Raw genomic sequence first — 21,313 nt, forward strand, 5'->3', positions numbered from 1 at the left:
AGTAGGTAGCCGCCAACCCCTTTTTTTTCTTAGCATATACCTACCGGTATATACCCAAAGAGCCCCTCTGTTAAGAAGGGCTCTTTGCGTTTAGTAGAAAAAGAAAAGGGAATCCTCTAATATGCAATTGCTAGAAAAAATATTTCTCCTATACTTTTCCAAACATGCTCTCACTTACCTTTTCTAGCTATCATTCTTTTTTACCCCAATTAGATAACTAGATCTAAGATTTACTGTTAATGATATATTAACACTATAATCCTGCCTTCATTTAAGTTAAAATTTTACTCGTAAGATTAATTTTATAATATTGAGTTATTCATACGTTTTATTCAAACGGATGCCTATATTGTATTAACTTAAGGAGATTTTCATGAATTTTGTAGCTCCCATTTTTCTTTATGGATTATCGGCTATTGCCATACCTATTATACTGCATTTAATTGAGTTAAGAAGGGCGAAACGGGTAATATTTACCAATGTGTCTTTCATTAAAGAAGTTAAAAATATTACGTCCAGTCATCGGCGACTGAAGCAAATATTAATTCTTTTGGCTCGAATTGGGTTTATTGTTTTTCTGGTGCTATTATTTGCGCAGCCTTTTTTGCCGGCTCGAAATAATTTTAACCAATCACGGGCAATTAAGCTATACCTCGATAATTCCCTTAGTTTACAAAACGAATCGGAGGAAGCAGGTAAAAACTTGTTAGACCAAGCCGTAGAACATAGCCAAAGCGTAATAAACAATCTGGGGCCTTCAACCACCATCAATATTCAGAATAATTCCCGGTCTTCTAGCAATTACACCAATTTTACCCCTGTAAAAGCAAAGAATCATTTAGCTGAACTTAAGTTCTCTACTTACAATAAAAAATTTCCGGCTTTGCTTTCCGGTTTTTCTTTGAGCAGTACCGGCGAATATGATGCTATAATTTATTCTGATTTTCAGAAAAATACGTTCCGGGAAGAATACCTGCGGGAGATGGCCCAATCTGATAATAATTTTTATCTGGTACACCTGAAAGGACATGCTGGTTACAATGCCTCGGTAGATAGTGTTTACTTAGAAGATGAGTTTGTTCGGTTAAATGCAAATAATAAAATTACGGTGCGGTTGCGGAATAGCGGTACCGAAAATATTGAAAACTGTAACGTAAAATTTTTTATCGGTGACCAGCAGGTTTCGGCGCTTAGTGTATCAATACCGGCTAAACAAACCAAAAACGTGGAACTGGTTTACCGTTTAGCCGATGCCAATCTTAAAAAATGCCGCATTGTTTTACAAGATTACCCGATAGATTTTGATAATACCTATTATTTTACTTTGCAAGCTTCGGCCCAGATAGCCATTGTAGATATTTTACAAAGTAATACCGCACCTACCACCCGTTTGTATACCAACGAACCTTTATTTAAATACCAGGCCTTTACACCGCAGCAATTTAATTACACCTTGCTCAAAAACTCAGACCTGATTATTTTAAACTCACTTAACCAATTAACAACAGCTTTTGCCGAGAACCTGAGCGATTATTTAACGGCCGGCGGAACGGTAGCAATAATACCAGCTGCTAAAGGTGAAGCCGCTACATATGCTAATTTTTTCCAAAGGTTGGGTATAGCCAATATTAGTTACCAGGCCGTTGCGCCAAATCCAAGTGCTCAGTCTGAATTAGCGGCTGTAGATGAGAACAATCCGTTTTTCCGGAATATTTTTGAAGCTACTTCTAGTAAAATGAAAATGCCCAATGCAACGCCGGTACTAGCCTGGAATCGTTCATCGGGTGATATTCTTAAATTCCGGAATGGCAGGAATTTTCTTTCCTCTTTCCGGAAGGGGAGCGGCCGGGTCTATATTTTTGCTTCGCCGCTAACCGAAGAATACACCGATTTTGCGAACCATGCTTTGTTTGTGCCGGTCATGTACAAAATAGCCATGCAAAGTTTTAAACAAAAACAGCAGGTGGCCTATACCTTGGGCGGCAATAATATTCAGTACCCAGCCAATAATATTAATGCTAAAGAAGTCGTAAAACTGGTAAAAGATAGTGTAACGTATATTCCGGAACAGCAAATAAATAATGGGATTGCCGCCTTAACTATTCCGGACGAATTAAATGAGAATGGTTTTTACGAGTTGCATTCCGGAAATCAGCCTTTAACCACCATTGCTTTAAATTACAACCAAAGAGAATCGGACCTGGATACTTACAGTGTAGCCGAACTGAAAAGACTGGCCGGTGATGCGAAAAATATCAAAGTTTTGGAAGCTTCGGATGAGGTTGCGATTAAAAAATTGTTTGCGCAAGACAACTTAGGCACGCAACTATGGAAATATTGCCTAATATTGTGTTTAATTTTTGCGTTAACCGAAATCCTGCTAATCAGGTTCATGTAACATGAATATTCTGCTCAAAGGCATCAAAATTATCAGTTCAGCTTCTAGTTTCCATAATCAAGTTACCAATGTTTACCTTCAGAACGGCCATATTAACTATATAGGCCCGGAAGATAAGCCCGCCGACAGGGTAATAGCCGAAGAAGGTTTATGCGTGTCGGAAGGTTGGGTAGATATGCGGTGTTGGGTAGGGGAGCCAGGCTTAGAGTATAAAGAAGACCTGAACTCGGCGGCTTTAGCTGCGGCAAACGGAGGCTTTACCGAATTGGTTTGTATGCCAGATTTACAACCGGTAGTACAAACCAAAAATGCTATTGGCTATTTACAACGGCAATCAGACACTTTACCCGTAAGCTTTTATGCGGCCGGCGCAGTTACCGTAGATATTCAGGGAAAAGATTTAACTGAAATGATTGACCTGAACCGGGCCGGTGCGGTTTATTTTACCGATGGCGATATACCGGTACAACAGGCCGATGTTTTGGTAAAAGCCTTGCATTATGTGCAGTATTTTAATGGACTAGTAGTGCAACGGCCCCAGGATAAATACCTAAGCCAATTAGGCCTGATGCACGAAGGTACCGTAAGCACCCAGCTGGGCTTAAAAGGCATTCCGGCCCTGGCCGAAGAAGTATTGGTAGAAAGAGATTTACAATTGCTGGCTTATGCGGGAGGTAAACTCCATTTTTCTTTAATTTCCAGCGCTGGTGCTTTAGCCCGAATTAAAAAAGCAAAAGCCAATGGTTTAGCCGTAACCTGCGATGTAGCCAGTTACCAGGTAGCCTTTACCGACGAAACCATGCTGCCTTTCGATACCAATTATAAAGTAGACCCACCTTTCCGCTCAGAATCAGATCGCGAGGCAATCATAGAAGGGTTAAAGGATGGCACTATCGATGCTTTGGTATCGGCGCACAAACCGCAAGACACCGAATCGAAAAAACTGGAGTTTGACCTGGCCGAATTTGGCATTATAAACCTGGAGACGGCTTACGCGGTAGCAAATACATTTTTGGGGGCTGCTCTAGGTACCGAAAAAATAATTCAGAAGTTTACGAGTGCACCCCGGGCTATCTTAAATTTACCCGGCTTGGTGATAGAAGAAGGGGCTCCGGCCAATTTAACTATTTTTAACCCCGAAAAAAAATGGGTGCCGCAGGTAACTAATTCGGCTTCTAAGTCAGATAATAGTCCGTTTTTTGGACAGGAACTTACAGGGCAGGTGCGCGGTATTGTGCACAAAAACACATTAACCTTAAACGAAAATTATTAAATGCTTACCGCCGCTATTTTAGGTGCGGAAATTAAAAATTGAATGAATGTTTGAACAAGCAGTAATGCGAACCGGAATCCGGTATGGCGTTTTGTGCGCACTGGTAAGTTTTGGTATAACTTTAACTTTGTATTTTGCCGGAGCCAACCCTTACGGGCAAACCAGCATTTTTAGTTTAGTTTTTATGCCGGTTTTTATATTTTTAGGTTGTGCTAATTTTAAAAAATATAACGATCAGAATATTGGCTTTTTAAAAGCATTAAGAGTAGCTTTAACTATTACATTTTACGCTGCATTGGCATCGGCTATGTTGCTGTATATTTTTTCGGTGTTTGCTGGCTTAGAAGCCATTGAACGGCACATTGCCGAAATGAAAGAAATGTTTGAGGCTACCCGGGGTGAAACCATAAAAATTATCGGCGAAGCAAATTACAACCAAACCTTGGCGCAATTAGAAAAAACCACGCCTTACCATTTGGCTGCCGACGATTTTATGAAGAAATTAATGACGGGGTTTATAATATCTATTATAGCGGCTGTTTATTTCCGTAAATAACTTTAACCTAATCTCTATGAACGAAGATTTTACTTTAGAGCAAAGTCCCCGGGCCAGTGTAAAAGCCGTAGGCCTCCGTTATGGTTTACTGGTAGGTATGATCATGATGATCTATAGCCTGATACTCTATGTAACCGAGCTGAATAATAACCAGTTTTTGTCTATTATTTCTTTTTTAATCCTGATTGTTGGAATATACTTGGCTCACCAACACTTTAAAAAAGAAAATGGCGGTTACATGACTTACGGGCAGGGGCTAGGTACTGGTTCTTTGTTATCGGGCATTGTGGGGGTGCTTTCGGGGTTGTTTACCTTTGTTTACATGACCTTTATTGACTCCGGTTTTATGAACCGCGCCCAGGAAATGCAAATTGCCGAACTGGAAAAGCGCGGCATGAGCGACGAACAAATAGAACAAGCTTTAAAAGTGGCCCAGAGTTTTACCAGCCCCGGCATGATGGTTATCTGGTCTATTGTCGTAATGTTATTTTTTGGCTTTTTACTTTCGCTGGTAATTGCCGCCATCACCAAAAATTCCCGTTCGGAATTTGAATAACCTGCATGCAGCAAAATACGCTTAATATTTCTGTCGTTATTCCTTTATTAAACGAGGCCGATTCTTTGCGGGAGCTTACCCAATGGATTAGCCGGGTAATGCAGGAACATCATTACACTTACGAAGTTATCTTGATCGACGATGGTAGTACCGATACCTCATGGGCCATAATTCAGGGCTTGGCTACCGAAAACAATAATATCAAAGGCATCCGGTTTAACCGCAACTACGGCAAATCGGCGGCCTTAAACGTGGGCTTCCGGCAGTGTATCGGCGAAGTGGTTATTACTATGGATGCCGATTTACAGGATTCGCCGGACGAAATACCGGAACTTTACGATTTAATCAAATACGAAGGTTTCGACCTAATTTCGGGCTGGAAAAAGAAGCGCTACGATCCGCTTTCTAAAACTATTCCAACCAAATTATTTAATGCTGTTACCCGAAAATTGTCGCGCATTAACCTGCACGACTTTAACTGCGGCTTAAAAGCGTATGACCAAAGGGTGGTAAAAAGCATAGAAGTGTACGGCGAAATGCACCGTTATATACCCGTAATTGCCAAATGGAACGGATTTGCTAAAATCGGCGAAAAGATAGTACAGCACCGCGAGCGCAAATACGGTATAACTAAATTTGGTTTAGAACGATTTGTGTACGGCTTTCTGGATTTACTCTCCATTACCTTTGTATCGCGGTTTAAGAAAAGACCGATGCATTTTTTTGGTACCATGGGTACTTTATCTTTTCTGATTGGTTTTTTAATTACCCTTTGGCTGATCATTGAAAAGGTATATTATTCTTTGTTTCTGCACCAGCGGGTCAGGAATGTAGTAGACCAACCGCTTTTCTTTTTGGCTTTAGTGGCCGTTATTATTGGGGTGCAACTGTTTTTAGCCGGTTTTCTCGCCGAAATGGTTTCTTTATCGGGCAGTCGTAAGAACGAATATCTTATCCGCGACCACATCGGCTTACAGGTGAATGGCTAAAGTAGTAATTATTGGACCGGCTTACCCTTTACGGGGAGGTTTGGCTACGTACAACGAGCGCTTGGCCCAGGCTTTTCAGGAACAAGGCGATATTGCCGAGATTGTAACGTTTAGTTTGCAATACCCGGGTTTTTTATTTCCGGGTCAAACGCAATATTCTACCGAAGCGGCTCCCGCCAACCTACATATTAAAGTTATGATTAATTCGGTGAATCCGCTCAGTTGGGTTAAAACCGGGTTATATCTGAAAAAAGAACGGCCCGACTTTATTCTTTTCCGTTTTTGGTTGCCTTTTATGGGACCCGCTTTTGGTACAATAGCTCGTATTGCTGCCCAAAACAAGCACACTAAAATTATTGCCCTTACCGATAATGTTATTCCACACGAAAAGCGGATAGGCGATTTACCTTTTACAAAATATTTTTTAGCCGCTTGTCAGGGATTTATTACCATGTCCAGATCTGTGCTGCAAGACTTAGCGCAGTTGCAGCCAGCCAAACCCAAGTTTTACCACCCGCACCCGCTCTACGATAATTTTGGTGCCCCCGAACCTCAACCAGATGCCTTAAAAGCCTTAAACCTCGATCCGGCGTACCGTTATATTTTGTTTTTTGGGTTTATCCGGGCCTACAAAGGTTTAGATTTGCTATTGCAGGCTTTTGCCGATGCACGGCTGCAAAGCTTACCGCTAAAGCTAATTATTGCCGGCGAATTTTACGAAGATGCCCAACCGTACGAAGCCCTTATCCAAAAACATAATTTAGAACACAAGCTGGTACGGGCTACCACGTTTATACCCAATAGCCAGGTAGTGCATTATTTTTGTGCCGCCGATATAGTAGTACAGCCTTACCGACACGCTACTCAAAGCGGCGTATCGCAAATTGCTTACCACTTTAATAAACCCATGTTGGTTACCGATGTGGGGGGCTTGGCCGAATTAATTCCGGACGGAAAAGTGGGTTATGTAACACCCGCCCAACCCCAATTTATTGCCGATGCCCTGTACGATTTTTATAGCCTAAACCGGGCCGAAGAATTTATCGCCAATATTCCGGAAATTAAAAAGCAGTTTTCGTGGGAGAGTATGGTAGCCACCATGAAACAGCTGGCCAGGCAACTAAATTAATTTAGCTCTCAGAATACAATTTATACTGATTGCAAAACAGGATTAAGTAGGCTTTAGGCGTATTGTCGTTAAACTCAGTATTAATTAATTTAGGAAGCCACATTTGCTCCTAAACAGGCTTGTACGTGATGAAAAACTTTGGTAGCCGGCAAGTCCTCCATGCAAGATGTTCCAAACTGGCAGGTACCGCGGTAAAAACAAGCACATTCCTTATCCGGCGAAACGATAAAGCCCCGGCCGTATAACTCAAATTCGTACGGATTAAAAATATTATTCATCAATACAATTTGCTTTTGCAGCGCAATGGCAATGTGCATGGCCATGGTAACTTGGGTTACAATCACGTCCATCTGGTACATGAGGTTTATAAACTGCTCTAGTTTAAAATACCCCAAATAAACAGCACCCGTTCTGTTTTGCAAAACCTGGTTACGGGCATCTTCCTGCTCGCCGCCCAATAGTACTACCGTGTAATTTTCTTTTTGCAGTTGTTCAATCAAAGCAATCCACTTTTCATCCGACCACAAACGGGTGGTCCAGCGGTCGCCGCAACCGGTATTTAAGCCAATTAAATATTTGCTGCGGTCTAAATCCCAACTATAGCCTTTGTCTTGGTGGTTGTCAAAAATGTATTCTTCGCCGGCAAACTCCCAGCCACAAATTTGGAATATTTCGGCTACGTACGATTGTTTATTCTCCAGGCTGATTTGGTCGAATATGCCGGTTAAATATTTATGATTGGCTAAACTGTTAGACGGGAAGGCAACGCCGTTGCGCAAACTATAGCCATATTTCTCATCGGCCCGGATGCTGTCGTGTAACGCGCAGGCTTCTTTATCTTTATCCAGGTTATACAAAACATCAAAGCTGGTATTTTGCAGATACAGCACGGCAGCCAAATCAAACTTTAATATTTCGTTTATCTCGTCGCGGGGTAAAATAGCCGGCGTGTGGGTGAGCCAGGTAATTTTTGCATCCGGATATAAACTTCTGATTTTTCGGATAAGCGGCGTGGTCCGGATAACATCCCCAATGGCACCTAACTTAATAATCAAAATCCGTTTCTGAATGGGCGTATAAACCGGACAATTGCCACACTGGTAACCAGCTTCCTTGTTGGGTTTACACGGTATATCGCCCCGGAAATGAATACAATTGGTATGGACGGTAACGTTATTTACTTCTGCCATTGGTTAAGTAATAGAGAATTAAGAATTAGAAATTACCGGTTTGTAAGAAAATATTTAAACATAATTTCTAATTCTTAATCTTATAAATTATAATCTTATGCCCGTGTATGTGGCTGGAGTTATTGCTTTCAGTTCGGTTTTAATGGCATCAGTAACCTCTAAACCATCAATAAATTGCGAAATGCTGGTAGCGGTAATTTTTTCGTTGGTGCGGGTTAAAGCTTTTAACGCTTCGTAGGGTTGCGGATATCCTTCTCGCCGCAGAACCGTCTGTATGCCTTCGGCTACTACTGCCCAGTTATCTTCTAAATCCTGGTTCAGGGCATCCTGATTTAATTCTAATTTACCTAATCCTTTCTGCAACGATTTTAAAGCCAATAAACTATGTGCCAGCGGCACACCCAGGTTCCGGAGTACAGTAGAATCGGTTAAATCGCGTTGCAGCCTGGAAACTGGTAATTTAGCCGCTAAATATTCAAACAAGGCATTGGCTAATCCTAGGTTTCCTTCGGCATTTTCAAAATCGATGGGGTTTACTTTGTGGGGCATGGCCGATGAGCCTACCTCGCCGGCTTTGATTTTTTGCTTAAAGTACCCCAAGGAAATATATTGCCAAACGTCGCGGGCAAAATCTGTTAAAATGGTATTTAACCTTTTCAGGCCATCGCAAAAAGCAGCCAGGTTGTCGTAATGCTCTATTTGGGTGGTAAATACGCTTCTTTTTAGGCCCAACGTATTTTCTACAAAATTTTGGCCAAAGGCTTGCCAGTCGGTGCCCGGGTAAGCTACATAGTGGGCATTAAAGTTGCCGGTGGCGCCCCCAAACTTAGCCGAAAAAGGTACTTGCTGCAAAAGTTGCCGTTGTGCCTCCAGGCGTTCTATAAAAACGTATATTTCTTTGCCCAGCCGGGTAGGGGAAGCCGGTTGCCCGTGGGTACGCGCCAGCATGGGAATATTTTGCCAGGTATCGGCCAGTGTTTTCAGCTTTTCTATTAGCTGCTCGTAAGCCGGCGAAATTATTTGGGTATAAGCTTCTTTTAACGATAAAGGTATGGCGGTATTATTTACATCTTGCGAGGTAAGGCCAAAATGAATAAACTCCATGGAAGCCGCTAAACCCAAAGCCGCAAATTTTTCTTTCAGGAAATATTCAACAGCCTTTACATCGTGATTCGTTGTTTTTTCGAGTTCTTTTATTTGCGTGGCATCGGTCTGAGAAAAATTCTCGTAAATACCCCGTAAAGCCGGGAAAATAGCGGCCGGCACTTCCTGTAACTGGGGCAAAGGCAACTGGCACAACGATATAAAATATTCTACCTCAATCCGGACACGGTAATAAATAAGCCCGTACTCCGAAAAATAAGGGGCCAGTTCTTTTAGTTGGTGGCGATACCGACCATCAATCGGCGAAATGGCCGTGAGGGCATTCAAATCCATAGCGGTTGTTTTTTAGGCAAAATTAATAAAATATGCCACTTTAGCACGTTAGAAATTGGCCTGTAAGCCGCATTTAACAGATAATACTACATTAAAAAAGAAAGGCATTGTATTTGCTCCTATCCTGTGCGAAATTTTTACGTTAAACAAGCGTAAAGCAGAATATAAATATATAGTTGCGCGGTTTTTTTTAAAAGCAGCTAATTTATTAAGCTATATTCTGTTATTTCGCACAATTATTCAATTAGAAAAATTTGAACTGGAAAGCATATTTTAAAAGAACCTGGAAGTGGTGGGCTATAGGGGTTTTCTCTTTTTTATTTATAACCTTTACCTTACTCTTTGTTTTTCGGGCGCGCATTCTCCGGATAGTGGTGCGGGAAGTTATAACCAAGGTTGAGCAAAAGTACCCGGTAAAGTTTACCATCCAGAGCGCCGATTTTAGTAATTACAATACGGTCCGGATGAAAAATATTGCCCTGGTACCAATTGATAGAGATACCTTGCTTAAAACCAGCAATATTGATGTTGAGATTAGTTTTAGATCGATGTTGTTTTTCCGGCCGGTATTTAGTCACTTAACCATCGAAAACGCTTTTCTGACGGCTGTAAAACACAATGGCCAGGACAATTATTCTTTTTTACTCAAGAAGAAAAGTACCGCCCCTACCCGCGAAACCTCTAAAAACCGGAATTACGGCGAAGTGTTAAATCGCTTAATTGAAACCGCTTTTGAGAATGTGCCCGACGAAGTAGATTTTCGAAATTTCCGGGTAAACTACGAAAGCGACAACCGAACCATAGATATTGCCATGCCCGAGCTAAGCATTGAAGATGGCAACATTGAAACCAATTTATTAGTAAAAGCCGATACCATTGTAAATAGTTTACGGGTAAAAGGCATTATCGACCCGGATGATTACCACCTGGAAGGTAGCCTGTACACCAACGATCCGGCCGGTATCCGGTTACCCTACATTCAGCAGAAATGGGATGCCAAGGTTTCTTTTGATACCTTACACGTAAGCCTGGCTAATAAAACGTACCGTAACGACCGCTTAACCGTACGGGGCACCGCCCGGGTACATAACCTGGAACTAAACCATCCGAGAATTGCTGATGCCGACGTGCGGGTAAATAATAGTGCCATTAATTATGTGATTACCCTCGGCGAAAATTATTATTCGCTGGATAGCTTAAGCAAAGTAACGGTAAACAAAATGGTAGTTTACCCGCAAGCTTCGCTCGAAACCAAGCCTTCCAAAAAAATAACTTTAAAAGTTAGGTCGGCTAAAACCGAAGCCAATGATTTTTTTAGTTCGTTGCCCGAAGGGATGTTCGAGTCTTTTGAAGGTTTAAAGGCGCAGGGTTTTCTTACGTACAATATGAACTTTTTTGTTGATCTGGACCAGGTAGACAGCCTTAAGTTTGATTCGCGCTTAGATGCACAATATTTTAACATTTTACAGTATGGCAAAACCGATTTCCGGAAACTGAACCAGCCTTTTGAGCATACTGTATATGAATACGGAAAACCCTTGCGCACCTTTGTGGTAGGGCCGGCCAATCCTAACTTTACGCCTTATAACCAAATTTCGCCGTACCTTAAAAATGCCATTTTAACTTCCGAAGATCCTCGGTTTTTTACCCACAAAGGTTTTCATGAAGGTGCCTTCCGGCATTCTATTATCGATAATATTAAAAAGCAAGGTTTTGTGCGGGGGGGCAGTACCATTTCTATGCAATTGGTAAAAAATGCTTTTCTCACCCGCAATAAAACCATTGCCCGGAAAGCCGAAGAAATATTGATTGTTTGGCTGATTGAGAATAACCGTATATCGTCGAAGCAGCGGATGTACGAAGTTTACCTGAATATAATTGAATGGGGGCCTAATGTGTACGGGGTAAAAGAAGCCAGTCGCTTTTTCTTCGAAAAACACCCGAGTCAGCTTAACCTGGCCGAGAGTTTATTCTTAACCAGTATAATTCCCAGTCCTAAACGCTACAGTTATTCGTTTGATGCTTACGGCAACCTGCGTAGCCGGCCACGTTATTATTTTAAATTAATTTCGGGTATTATGCGCCGCAAAGGCTTAATATCGGATTATGATTACGAAACGCTTTACCCGGCGGTAACTTTACGCGGCCGGGCCCGCAGCCTGATTGTAACGGCTACGCCACCCCCCGATACCACTATTGTAGAAAGTTTGCCTATGGATTTAGATTTAGATAGTCCCATCGATTTACTGGATTAATTTGCCTGGTAAAAAGTAAAGCCAATATCTTTAAACAGGTATTGGCTTTTTTTATGTGAGGCTACCCCAACCAATAATAATAGTTACAACCAGTAAATTAAATCAGGTATAAATTACCCCTAGCGTACTTAGCCTAAGTTGGTAGCAGAGTTAAAGGCTCCTTGCTAATTCTTAACAATACTACTGCACAAATAAGCTATTGTTCGGGGTTATGCTTATTGGGTGGTAATACATCTTTAGGTGGTTTCTGCGGAAATATTATTGATAATATTATCGAAACAGCCAGAATGAAAACTACTATCAGCAACGCATACAGCATATCCAGTTTTATGTAATTGGCGAGCAATAATTTGGCACCAATAAATACCAGTATAAGCGATAACCCATAATGCAAGTAATGAAACAGTTTCATGATACCAGCCAGCGCAAAATAAAGGGCTCTTAATCCCAGTAAAGCAAATACGTTAGAGGTATACACAATAAAAGAGTCTTGCGAAATAGCCAGAATAGCCGGAATGGAATCGGCGGCGAATACCACATCAGTGGTTTCTACCATTACCAAAACAATAAAGAGGGGGGTAGCATAAAGGGTTTTATTTTCCCGTACAAAAAATTTTCCCCCAGCCAAATGGTTGGTAATCGGCATAAAACGGCTTACAAACCTTACCAACGGGTTGGCTTCGGGGTCAATGCCTTCTTGTTGGGAGGTGGCCATTTTTATACCGGTAAACACCAGGAAAGCTCCCAGAATATACGTGATAAAATGAAATTTCTGGAGCAAAGCTACGCCCACTAAAATAAAAATGCCCCGTAAAATTAAAGCCCCAAAAATGCCCCAGAATAAAATTTTATGTTGGTACTGGAGCGGTATCCGGAAATAATTAAAAATCATCAGGAACACAAACAAGTTGTCTACACTGAGGGATTTTTCGATAAGGTAACCCGTTAAAAATTCAATGGCCGGCTGCGAGCCATCGCGCAGGTAAATAAATAAATTAAAAGTCAGGGCCAGGGCAATCCAGAAACAAGTCCATAGCAACGACTCTTTTACTTTTACCTCGTGGGCTTTCCGATGAAATACAAATAAATCCAGGAACAGCAGCGCGAGGACAAATATGTTAAACCCTACCCAGAAAGTTATGCTATAGTCCATTTTCGGGAAGTAAAGGCGGTTTATTGTAAATATTACAAATGTATTAGCCAGCTTAAGATTACAGGTAATAATTTAAACTAGCTAACCTCCTATACGGGATAAATGGTAAAGCAGCGGGTTCCTTTTAGTGATTAAGGCAACGCCAGCTTATATTAACGGTTAAAATGCCGGAAATAACTGTTTATTTTCATGGAAATAACACCGTAAAAGGCCTCTTTAATAATGCCTTTGCTCATTTTAGAATGCCCTTTGGCGCGTTCCGTAAAAATAATAGGTACTTCCTTTATCTTAAAGCCGTATTTATAAGTCAGGAATTTCATTTCTATCTGAAATGCATACCCAATAAACCGGATCTCGTCTAGAGGAATTGTTTGCAGCACCTGGCGCGTATAGCATTTAAAGCCGGCTGTCGCATCCTGAATAGGCATACCGGTTACCATCCGTACGTAATAGCTGGCAAAGTAAGACATAAGTACCCGGTTCATGGGCCAGTTAATTACGTTTACGCCACCAATATAACGGCTGCCAATGGCCATGTCGTATCCTTCGTCGGCGCAGGCTGCCCGTAACCGGATTAGATCTTCGGGATTATGCGAAAAATCGGCATCCATTTCAAAAATATAGTTATACCCCCGGCGTAAAGCGTATTTAAAACCATGAATATAAGCTGTACCCAAGCCCAGTTTGCCTTTACGTTCTTCCAGAAATAGACGGTCGGGAAATTCTTTTTGCAGTTCCCGGATTATCTGGGCTGTACCATCGGGAGAGTTGTCGTCAATAATTAAAACATCAAAAGGTACAGACAGGGAAAATACCTTTCGGATAATGTCAGGCGCGTTTTCTTTTTCGTTGTAGGTGGGAATTACAACAAGGGAGTCATTCATGGCCCAAAGATAGGAAATTGTCTTTAAAACGTTTCAGCGGCTAAATAATTAATGTATAATATTGCCTTGGTTAACCCGCCAGATTTACAAATTTAATTTGCGACCAGAATTTTTTTAATTTTGACCGGATTAATATTATCAAACAAGCTGATAAGTTGGTAATTAAAAATGGCTGATTGGGTTAGAGAAAATAGCTACTTCTGATTAACCCGTAAGTAAGCCCAATAATAATTTAGTATAAACTGTTTTTATCAGCATATATTTTAACGCATGCCGCAACAAAAATGTGTTTTCCTGGATCGGGATGGTGTTCTGAATGAAGAACGGGGCGAATACACGTACCAACCCAACGACTTTAGGATAATTCCGGGAGTGCCCGAGGCTTTAACTTTACTTAAGCAAAATGGCTATAAGTTAGTAGTAGTTACCAACCAGGGCGGAATAGCCAAAGGCGTATTTACCCGAAAAGATATGCAGGCATGCCACCAAAAATTACTGGACGCTTGCCCCGGTTGCATCGATGCCATTTATTATGCCCCGGCGCACCCGGCGGTATCGGCGTCGCTGGCCCGCAAACCTGATTCGCTGATGCTGGAGAAAGCCATTGCCCGGTTTAATATAGATGTAACCCAATCGTGGTTGGTTGGCGACCAAACCCGTGATTTAATTGCCGCTCAGAAAGTTGGTATAAAACCTATTTGGATTACTAGCAATACTGCATCTGCAACGGCCGGCGTTTTAAAAGCTACTAATTTGTATGCGGCCGCTCGGTTAATTCTACCGCAATAAAAAAGCCGGTAATTTTTACCGGCTTAATATAAGTGCGTAAACCCTAAAACTTTAGCTGCGTACGGCAATTATTTTAGCGCCGGCAGTGTCCTTGGCATAGTGGGTTGGGGCCTGGTTCTGGCCTTTAGAATAAGCCGGACAGGTTTTTTGGGAGCAAGAGGCCATACCCATCAGGCAAACCGCCGCAAAAAATGTTAAGAGTTTCATGTATCTGCTAAATATTAATAAGCCAAAAATATAATTTATTTAATAATAAGCAAAATATAGTAAAAGAAATATTTTACTTATATCCCAAAATTTGCAACATCGAATCGCTGCTTTGCTCTTCGGCAAACAACCAGCTCTTTAAATTACCTGTTTCGTCCCGATCAATAATTACGTGTTTGGGCGCCGGAATAAGGCAGTGTTTAATGCCGCCATAACCACTCAGCGACTCCTGGTACGCACCCGTATGGAAGAATCCAATATATAACGGTTCGGAATCTTGTTTTGTTATCTTGGGTAAAAAAACCTGGAACGAGTGAATTTCGGAATTATAATAATCCTGGCTGTCGCAGGTTAAGCCGCCAATTTGTATCCGCTGGTAATCTTTACGCAAGTGGTTTATGGCCAATAAAATATAGCGTTGGCTCAGCGCCCAGGAATCAGGCAGGTTGGTTATAAAAGAACCATCTATCATGTACCAAAGCTCTTTATCGTTCTGCAGTTTTAAATCCAGAATAGAATAAATATTAGCCCCGCTTTCGCCTACCGTAAAAATACCAAACTCCGTAAAAATATTGGGTTCCGGCACGCCTTCGTCTTTACAAATCCGCTGGATGGTACGCAATATTTCTTCTATCATGTACCGGTAATTGTAATCAAACTGAATAGAAGTTTTAATCGGGAAACCACCGCCAATATCAATCGAATCCAGTTCCGGGCAAACTTTTTTCAGCTCGCAATATTTATGCACAAAACGGCTCAACTCACTCCAGTAATAACTGGTGTCTTTAATACCGCTGTTAATAAAATAATGAAGCATTTTTAGCTCAAACTTGCTGTCGCCTTTAATTTTATTCAGGTACAAATCTACCACGTCGTTGTACCGGATACCCAACCGTGAGGTATAGAACTCAAATTTAGGTTCTTCGTCAGATGCTACCCGGATGCCCAACCGTACTTTGTTGGGGGTATTTACATGCTCTTTGTAATAATCTATTTCTTCGAGGTTGTCCAGAATGGGCGTGCAGTTATAAAAACCATCGTTAATCAGCTCCGAAATATAGCGGCGGTACAGCTCGCGTTTATAACCGTTGCAGATTACGTAGGTATCTTTGCTGAGCTTGCCCTTTTCGTTTAAAGCCCGGATAATCGGAATATCGTAAGACGAAGAAGTTTCGATGTGAATGTTGTTTTTCAGGGCTTCTTCCAGTACAAAAGAAAAATGCGACGATTTGGTGCAATACGCGTACGTATAACTGCCCTGGTAATTTAGTTTTTCCATCGACTCCCGGAAAAGCTTTTTTGCCTTCTGAATCTGGGAGCTGATTTTAGGTAAATAAGTAAGTTTTAAAGGAGTACCGTATTCTTTTATTATTTCCATCAACGGAATGCCGTTGAAAATCATCTGGTCGTCTTCTACGTGAAATTCTTCTGTGGGGAAGTCGAAAGTCTGATTTATCAGATCTATGTATTTATCCATCTTTTATGTTTAGCCCTAACTGGTCGTGTAAAATTGTTTGTATTTTACCATCTTTGCAAAACTTTGTTCCGGTAAGCCGGAAATTAGCGTAAGTTTTACCGTTCTAAATCCCCGAATAATTAAATATTAAAAACGATTGGGATTTAGGAAAAGATTTAAAACCGAAAAATAAACAAAATAGCGGTGTAATAATTCAATTTACCGGCCGCAATTTTACTAAATTTTTACCTGTTCTTTTTATTTGAATAACAGGTAACACAACAACTTTATGATAGCTTTAGAAAAAAATATTTCGGCGGCCGTTAGCCAGGCATTACAGGAGTTATTTGGCATTGTTTTGCCGGCCGAAGAAGTAAACCTGCAACCCACCCGCAAAGACTTTGCCGGTACGTTTACCCTGGTAACTTTCCCCTTTACCAAAGCAGCCGGCAAAGGACCCGAGCAAATTGGAAATATTTTGGGCGAATATTTAAAGAGCCAGGTAGCCGCTATTGCCGATTTTAACGTGGTAAAAGGCTTTCTGAACCTGGTTATCAGCAACGAAACCTGGCTACATGTTTTCCGGAACGTAGTAGCTCCCGAAGCTGCCGCAGAAGAAGGGCCGCGGCAAAAAGTAGTAATTGAGTATTCTTCGCCCAACACCAACAAGCCTTTGCACCTGGGGCATTTACGCAATAATTTTTTAGGTTACTCGGTGGCCGAAATCTTAAAAGCCAACGGCAATGAGGTCGTAAAAGTAAATCTGGTAAACGACCGCGGTATTCATATTTGTAAGTCGATGGTGGCTTACCAGTTGTTGGGCAACGGCGAAACGCCTGCTTCTTCTGGAGTTAAAGGCGACCACCTGGCCGGTAAATATTACGTAGCTTTTGATAAACTGTACAAAGAGCAAATAGAGCAACTGGTAGCCAACGGGGTAGAGGCCGATAAGGCCAAGAAAGAAGCGCCGGTAATGCAGCAAGCCCAGGAAATGTTGGTAAAATGGGAGCAGGGCGAACCCGAAATCATAGATCTGTGGCGTACCATGAACGGCTGGGTGTATGCTGGTTTCGACGAAACGTACCGCACCATTGGCGTTGATTTTGATAAATTTTATTACGAGTCCGAAACGTATTTACTGGGCAAAGACTCCGTGGCCGAAGGTCTGGATAAAGGTGTGTTTTTCCGGAAGCCCGACGGCTCGGTGTGGGTTGATTTAAAAGACGAAGGCCTCGACGAAAAACTTGTGCTCCGCGCCGACGGCACCTCGGTGTATATTACCCAGGATTTAGGCACGGCCCAACTTAAGTACGACGATTTCGCCTACGATACCTCTATTTATGTAATTGCCGATGAGCAGAATTACCACATGCAGGTACTTAAAGCCATTCTGCGCAAATTAGAAAAACCTTATGCCGCCGGTATTTACCATTTATCGTACGGTATGGTAGATTTGCCCAGCGGTAAAATGAAATCGCGGGAAGGAACCGTAGTAGATGCCGATGAACTGGTAGCCGAAATGGTGGAAACGGCCCGCCAGCGCACGGATGAATTAGGTAAGATAGAAGGCTTAAGTACCGAACAAGCCGAGCAACTTTACTTAACCCTGGCTATGGGTGCACTTAAATATTTCTTGCTTAAAGTAGATCCCAAAAAGCGGATGCTGTTTAATCCCGAAGAGTCCATCAACTTTGTGGGCAATACCGGTCCGTTTATTCAGTATACGCACGCCCGCATTGCGGCCATTTTGCGCAAAGCAGCTGAGTTAAATATTACGGCTGCGCCCGAAGATTTTGCCCCGCTTACTCAATTACACGAAACCGAAGCTGAAGTAATTGGTTTATTAGCTAATTATCCGAAGGTGGTAGCAGAAGCTGCCCATTTATTTGCGCCCTCAGTAATTGGGCAGTTTGCCTACGATTTAGCCAAAGCGTATAATCGTTTTTACACCGAAGTTTCTATTTTCCAGGAAACCAATCCGGCCGCTTTGGCTTTCCGGGTGGCCTTATCGGGGCAAGTAGCCGGCACTATTAAAAAGGCCATGCGCTTGCTGGGCATTGATGTACCCGACCGCATGTAAAGAAAGGAAACGTATTAAATCACTCATGTTATTTCTTTAAAACCGCAATCTCGTGTCTAAACTTATCTGGCTAATATTAGTATGTGCTGGAATGGCTGCTTGTCGGCAGCCTTCAGAAAATAAACAAGTTACTACTATGGAAAACAATGCGAATCAGGCGCAAAGCAACGCCCCGGCTTCTGTTTACGATTTTGAATTTAAAACCCTGCAGGGCGAAACCATTGCCTTAAATGAATTTAAAGGCCGTAAAATATTAATTGTAAACGTGGCTTCGGAGTGCGGCTATACACCCCAGTACAAAGAACTGCAAGAACTTTACGATAAGTACAGCAGCAAAGTAGTGGTATTGGGGTTTCCGGCCAACGATTTTGGCGGCCAGGAACCGGGTTCTAACGAAGAAATTGCGACTTTTTGCGAACGCAACTACGGCGTGCAATTTCCGGTTTTCGAGAAAATAGCCGTTACCGGTCCCGATACACATCCTTTGTATAAATATTTATCAGATAAATCGATGAATGGGGTAACCGATGAAGCCCCTACCTGGAATTTCTGTAAATATTTAATTGATGAGCGGGGGCACGTAGTTGAATTTTTTCCATCTAAAGTAAAGCCTTTAAGTCCGGAAATTGTAGACGCCATAACGCAATAATTTAGTACCTAAGGCAAATATTGGTGGCGAATAAATTAAAGGTAAAAGCCTGGATTTCGGCTTTTAGGTTACGCACCCTACCGCTGGCGCTGGCCTGTATTGGCATGGGTAGTTTTTTAGCGGCAGCCCACAACAGTTTTCGGGTAGAGGTAGTGGTGTGGTGTACGCTAACTACGCTGTTCCTGCAAATATTATCTAACCTGGCCAACGATTACGGCGATACCAAACACGGCGCCGACAGTGAGCACCGGCAGGGACCAAAGCGGGCTGTACAAGCCGGATTAATAACTTCTAACCAAATGAAACAAGGGATAATTATTTTTACCTTACTCTCATTTGGTTCGGGCGTAATGTTGCTCTGGACTGCCTTTGGCCGCGAAGGTATTTATCTTTTTCTACTGTTTTTAGGCTTAGGATTGGCAGCAATTTGGGCTGCTATTAATTATACGGCGGGTGCGCGCCCTTACGGGTACGCCGGTTTTGGCGATATTTCGGTTTTTTTGTTTTTTGGATTCATTGGCGTAGGCGGCACTTATTATTTACAGACGCAAGAATTAGACCTTTCTATATTATTACCAGCCGCCAGTATTGGTTTTTTCGCTACGGCCGTACTCAATATTAATAATATCCGCGACATAGCCTCAGACCAGCTGGCTGGTAAATATTCTTTACCGGTCCGGATTGGTCCAACCCGGGCCCGCGTTTATCATCTTTTTTTATTGGCCGGTGGCTTTTTCTGTGCTTTGGCTTACACCCTTATTAATTATACCAGTACCTGGCAATTTTTATTCCTGATAGCGTTGCCCTTGCTTCTGGTAAATGCCCGCCAAGTCTGGCAAATCCGCCAATCTGCGTTATTAGACCCTTACCTGAAACAAATGGCATTGACTACACTAATATTTGTATTAACCTTTGGTATCGGCCTGTTGTTATAAGTTATAAGTAGTTGCTGGAGCACATTATTTTATAGCTTAGCTTTGCGCCGCAGCGCCGGTTGGGTTCGTTCCTTTGTCGCGTTGGTCGTTTGAGCGAGGGCGGTTAGGTTTCCGGTTTTTGTTAAACGGCTTTTTATTCCGCTTTTTGGCTTCTCCATTGCCTTTGGGGCTACTTGCCGAAAGTTCCGGAGCCGGGCCTAATTCGGCCGGTATAGGGTATTTGGGTAGTTCTTTTTCTATGAGCCGTTCAATCCGGTTTACCCGGTAAAATTCTTTTTCGTTTATAAAAGTAATAGCGGTGCCGGTAGTGGCGGCCCGGGCGGTGCGGCCAATCCGGTGAATGTAATCTTCGGCATCGTGCGGCACATCAAAATTTATGATGTGGCTAATGTTGTCTACATCTATACCCCGCGATAAAATATCGGTAGCTACTAATATTTTAAATTGCTTATTCCGGAAACCTTGCATGGCGGCTTCCCGCTCTTCTTGCGTCCGATCCGACATTATTCCTTCGGCTGTATGTCCCATGCGGAGCAAGGCCCGTACAATTTCGTTTACCGCCGATTTACGGGATGTAAACACAATCATGCTTTGCACCTCCATCTCTTTAATAAGATGCTGCAACAAAGGCAATTTTTGCTTGTCGTACACGATATAACTGCGCTGATCAATCCCCTCGGCCGGTTTAGATACGGCCAAACTAATTTCAGAAGGCTGGTTTAATATTTTACGGGCCAGGTCTCTTATTTTACTCGGCATGGTGGCCGAAAACAAAAGTGTTTGCCGTTGTTGGGGCAAATGTCGCACAATGCGCATAATATCATCCATAAAGCCCATATCCAGCATTTTATCGGCTTCATCCAGAATCAGGTATTCCAGTTTATCGAGCTTTAAATAACCCATGTTCATGTGCGCAATTAAGCGGCCCGGCGTAGCAATAATAATATCGGCACCGCTGGTAATGGCTTTCTTTTGAGCATCCCAACTGTCGCCTTTGTTGCCGCCGTAAATGGCAATAGACTGGGCCGAAACAAAATAGGCAAAACCTTCTACCTGTTCATCAATCTGTTTAGCCAGTTCGCGGGTGGGCACCAATACTAAAGTACTGGTATGGTCGTGGTTGGCGTGCGATATTTTATTAAGCAAAGGCAATAAATAGGCGGCTGTTTTGCCAGTGCCAGTTTGGGCACAGGCTATTAAATCTTTACCGGTTAAAATTTCCGGGATTGCTTGTTTTTGTATAGGAGTAGGACTTTTAAAGCCCATGGCCTGAATACCAGCCATTAAATCCTCGTGTAAACCAAAAGCGTCAAAGGTTTCTTCGGTCATCTCAATTATCTGTGTTTTACTGTTTGTAAAAGTAGGAATAATTTTCTT

Annotated in this window: 18 protein-coding genes; 11 read left to right on the plus strand and 7 right to left on the minus strand. The window is 42.2% G+C overall.

What is annotated here, in order from left to right:
* Nucleotides 1-373: 373 nt before the first annotated feature.
* From ACO1R6_RS01890 to ACO1R6_RS01915, 6 genes are read left to right on the plus strand one after another with little or no spacing between them, the layout of a single operon-like run.
* A complete protein-coding gene (locus ACO1R6_RS01890) occupies nt 374-2,398 on the plus strand; it encodes a BatA domain-containing protein (protein WP_486261771.1) in 2,025 nt (674 codons plus the stop codon).
* A 1-nt stretch (nt 2,399) separates the two neighbouring features.
* The gene (locus ACO1R6_RS01895) at nt 2,400-3,671 is read left to right on the plus strand and encodes a dihydroorotase (protein WP_486261772.1); all 1,272 of its coding nucleotides are present in this window, start codon (nt 2,400-2,402) and stop codon (nt 3,669-3,671) included.
* 46 nt (nt 3,672-3,717) lie between these two features.
* Complete coding sequence (locus tag ACO1R6_RS01900) at nt 3,718-4,227, plus strand: DUF4199 domain-containing protein (protein ID WP_486261773.1); 510 nt, start codon at nt 3,718-3,720, stop codon at nt 4,225-4,227.
* A gap of 16 nt (nt 4,228-4,243) precedes the next feature.
* On the plus strand, nt 4,244-4,783 hold the full coding sequence (locus ACO1R6_RS01905) for a DUF4199 domain-containing protein (protein ID WP_486261774.1): 540 nt from the start codon (nt 4,244-4,246) through the stop codon (nt 4,781-4,783).
* A gap of 5 nt (nt 4,784-4,788) precedes the next feature.
* Complete coding sequence (locus tag ACO1R6_RS01910) at nt 4,789-5,772, plus strand: glycosyltransferase family 2 protein (RefSeq protein ID WP_486261775.1); 984 nt, start codon at nt 4,789-4,791, stop codon at nt 5,770-5,772.
* Nucleotides 5,765-6,901: a glycosyltransferase gene (locus tag ACO1R6_RS01915; RefSeq protein ID WP_486261776.1), complete on the plus strand. Its 1,137-nt coding sequence runs from the start codon at nt 5,765-5,767 to the stop codon at nt 6,899-6,901. The genes ACO1R6_RS01910 and ACO1R6_RS01915 overlap by 8 nt, the downstream gene beginning before the upstream one ends.
* Before the next feature lie 89 nt (nt 6,902-6,990).
* On the opposite strand, the gene ACO1R6_RS01920 is transcribed toward ACO1R6_RS01915, so the two are convergent.
* Both ACO1R6_RS01920 and purB read right to left on the minus strand, forming a co-directional pair.
* Nucleotides 6,991-8,091: a glycosyltransferase family 9 protein gene (locus ACO1R6_RS01920; RefSeq protein ID WP_486261777.1), complete on the minus strand. Its 1,101-nt coding sequence runs from the start codon at nt 8,089-8,091 to the stop codon at nt 6,991-6,993.
* A gap of 87 nt (nt 8,092-8,178) precedes the next feature.
* On the minus strand, nt 8,179-9,528 hold the full coding sequence (gene purB / locus ACO1R6_RS01925; RefSeq protein WP_486261778.1) for an adenylosuccinate lyase: 1,350 nt from the start codon (nt 9,526-9,528) through the stop codon (nt 8,179-8,181).
* 254 nt (nt 9,529-9,782) lie between these two features.
* Between purB and ACO1R6_RS01930 the strand changes: the two genes are divergently transcribed.
* Nucleotides 9,783-11,783: a biosynthetic peptidoglycan transglycosylase gene (locus tag ACO1R6_RS01930; protein ID WP_486261779.1), complete on the plus strand. Its 2,001-nt coding sequence runs from the start codon at nt 9,783-9,785 to the stop codon at nt 11,781-11,783.
* 196 nt (nt 11,784-11,979) lie between these two features.
* Here the strand turns inward: ACO1R6_RS01930 and ACO1R6_RS01935 are convergent, their stop codons facing one another.
* Together ACO1R6_RS01935 and ACO1R6_RS01940 are read right to left on the minus strand one after the other, a co-directional pair.
* Nucleotides 11,980-12,936: a TerC family protein gene (locus ACO1R6_RS01935; protein ID WP_486261780.1), complete on the minus strand. Its 957-nt coding sequence runs from the start codon at nt 12,934-12,936 to the stop codon at nt 11,980-11,982.
* A 152-nt stretch (nt 12,937-13,088) separates the two neighbouring features.
* On the minus strand, nt 13,089-13,820 hold the full coding sequence (locus ACO1R6_RS01940; protein WP_486261781.1) for a polyprenol monophosphomannose synthase: 732 nt from the start codon (nt 13,818-13,820) through the stop codon (nt 13,089-13,091).
* 270 nt (nt 13,821-14,090) lie between these two features.
* On the opposite strand from ACO1R6_RS01940, the gene ACO1R6_RS01945 reads away from it, so the two are divergent.
* Nucleotides 14,091-14,609 (plus strand): D-glycero-alpha-D-manno-heptose-1,7-bisphosphate 7-phosphatase, encoded by a 519-nt coding sequence (locus tag ACO1R6_RS01945; protein WP_486261782.1) that lies wholly within the window; start codon nt 14,091-14,093, stop codon nt 14,607-14,609.
* Between the two features lie 51 nt (nt 14,610-14,660).
* Here ACO1R6_RS01945 and ACO1R6_RS01950 read toward each other — a convergent pair whose 3' ends face one another.
* A complete protein-coding gene (locus tag ACO1R6_RS01950) occupies nt 14,661-14,816 on the minus strand; it encodes a hypothetical protein (protein ID WP_486261783.1) in 156 nt (51 codons plus the stop codon).
* A 73-nt stretch (nt 14,817-14,889) separates the two neighbouring features.
* Nucleotides 14,890-16,293, minus strand: a complete 1,404-nt coding sequence (locus tag ACO1R6_RS01955; protein ID WP_486261784.1) for a type III PLP-dependent enzyme domain-containing protein — start codon at nt 16,291-16,293, stop codon at nt 14,890-14,892.
* 268 nt (nt 16,294-16,561) lie between these two features.
* Here ACO1R6_RS01955 and argS point away from each other — a divergent pair, with 268 nt between their 5' ends.
* From argS to ACO1R6_RS01970, 3 genes are all read left to right on the plus strand, one after another.
* A complete protein-coding gene (argS, locus tag ACO1R6_RS01960) occupies nt 16,562-18,352 on the plus strand; it encodes an arginine--tRNA ligase (protein ID WP_486261785.1) in 1,791 nt (596 codons plus the stop codon).
* Nucleotides 18,353-18,488: 136 nt separating this feature from the next.
* Nucleotides 18,489-19,001, plus strand: a complete 513-nt coding sequence (locus tag ACO1R6_RS01965; protein WP_486261786.1) for a glutathione peroxidase — start codon at nt 18,489-18,491, stop codon at nt 18,999-19,001.
* Between the two features lie 23 nt (nt 19,002-19,024).
* On the plus strand, nt 19,025-19,936 hold the full coding sequence (locus ACO1R6_RS01970; protein WP_486261787.1) for a 1,4-dihydroxy-2-naphthoate polyprenyltransferase: 912 nt from the start codon (nt 19,025-19,027) through the stop codon (nt 19,934-19,936).
* 36 nt (nt 19,937-19,972) lie between these two features.
* Here the strand turns inward: ACO1R6_RS01970 and ACO1R6_RS01975 are convergent, their stop codons facing one another.
* Nucleotides 19,973-21,265 (minus strand): DEAD/DEAH box helicase, encoded by a 1,293-nt coding sequence (locus ACO1R6_RS01975; protein ID WP_486261788.1) that lies wholly within the window; start codon nt 21,263-21,265, stop codon nt 19,973-19,975.
* Nucleotides 21,266-21,313: the final 48 nt, after the last annotated feature.

This window comes from Adhaeribacter sp. (assembly GCF_057359045.1).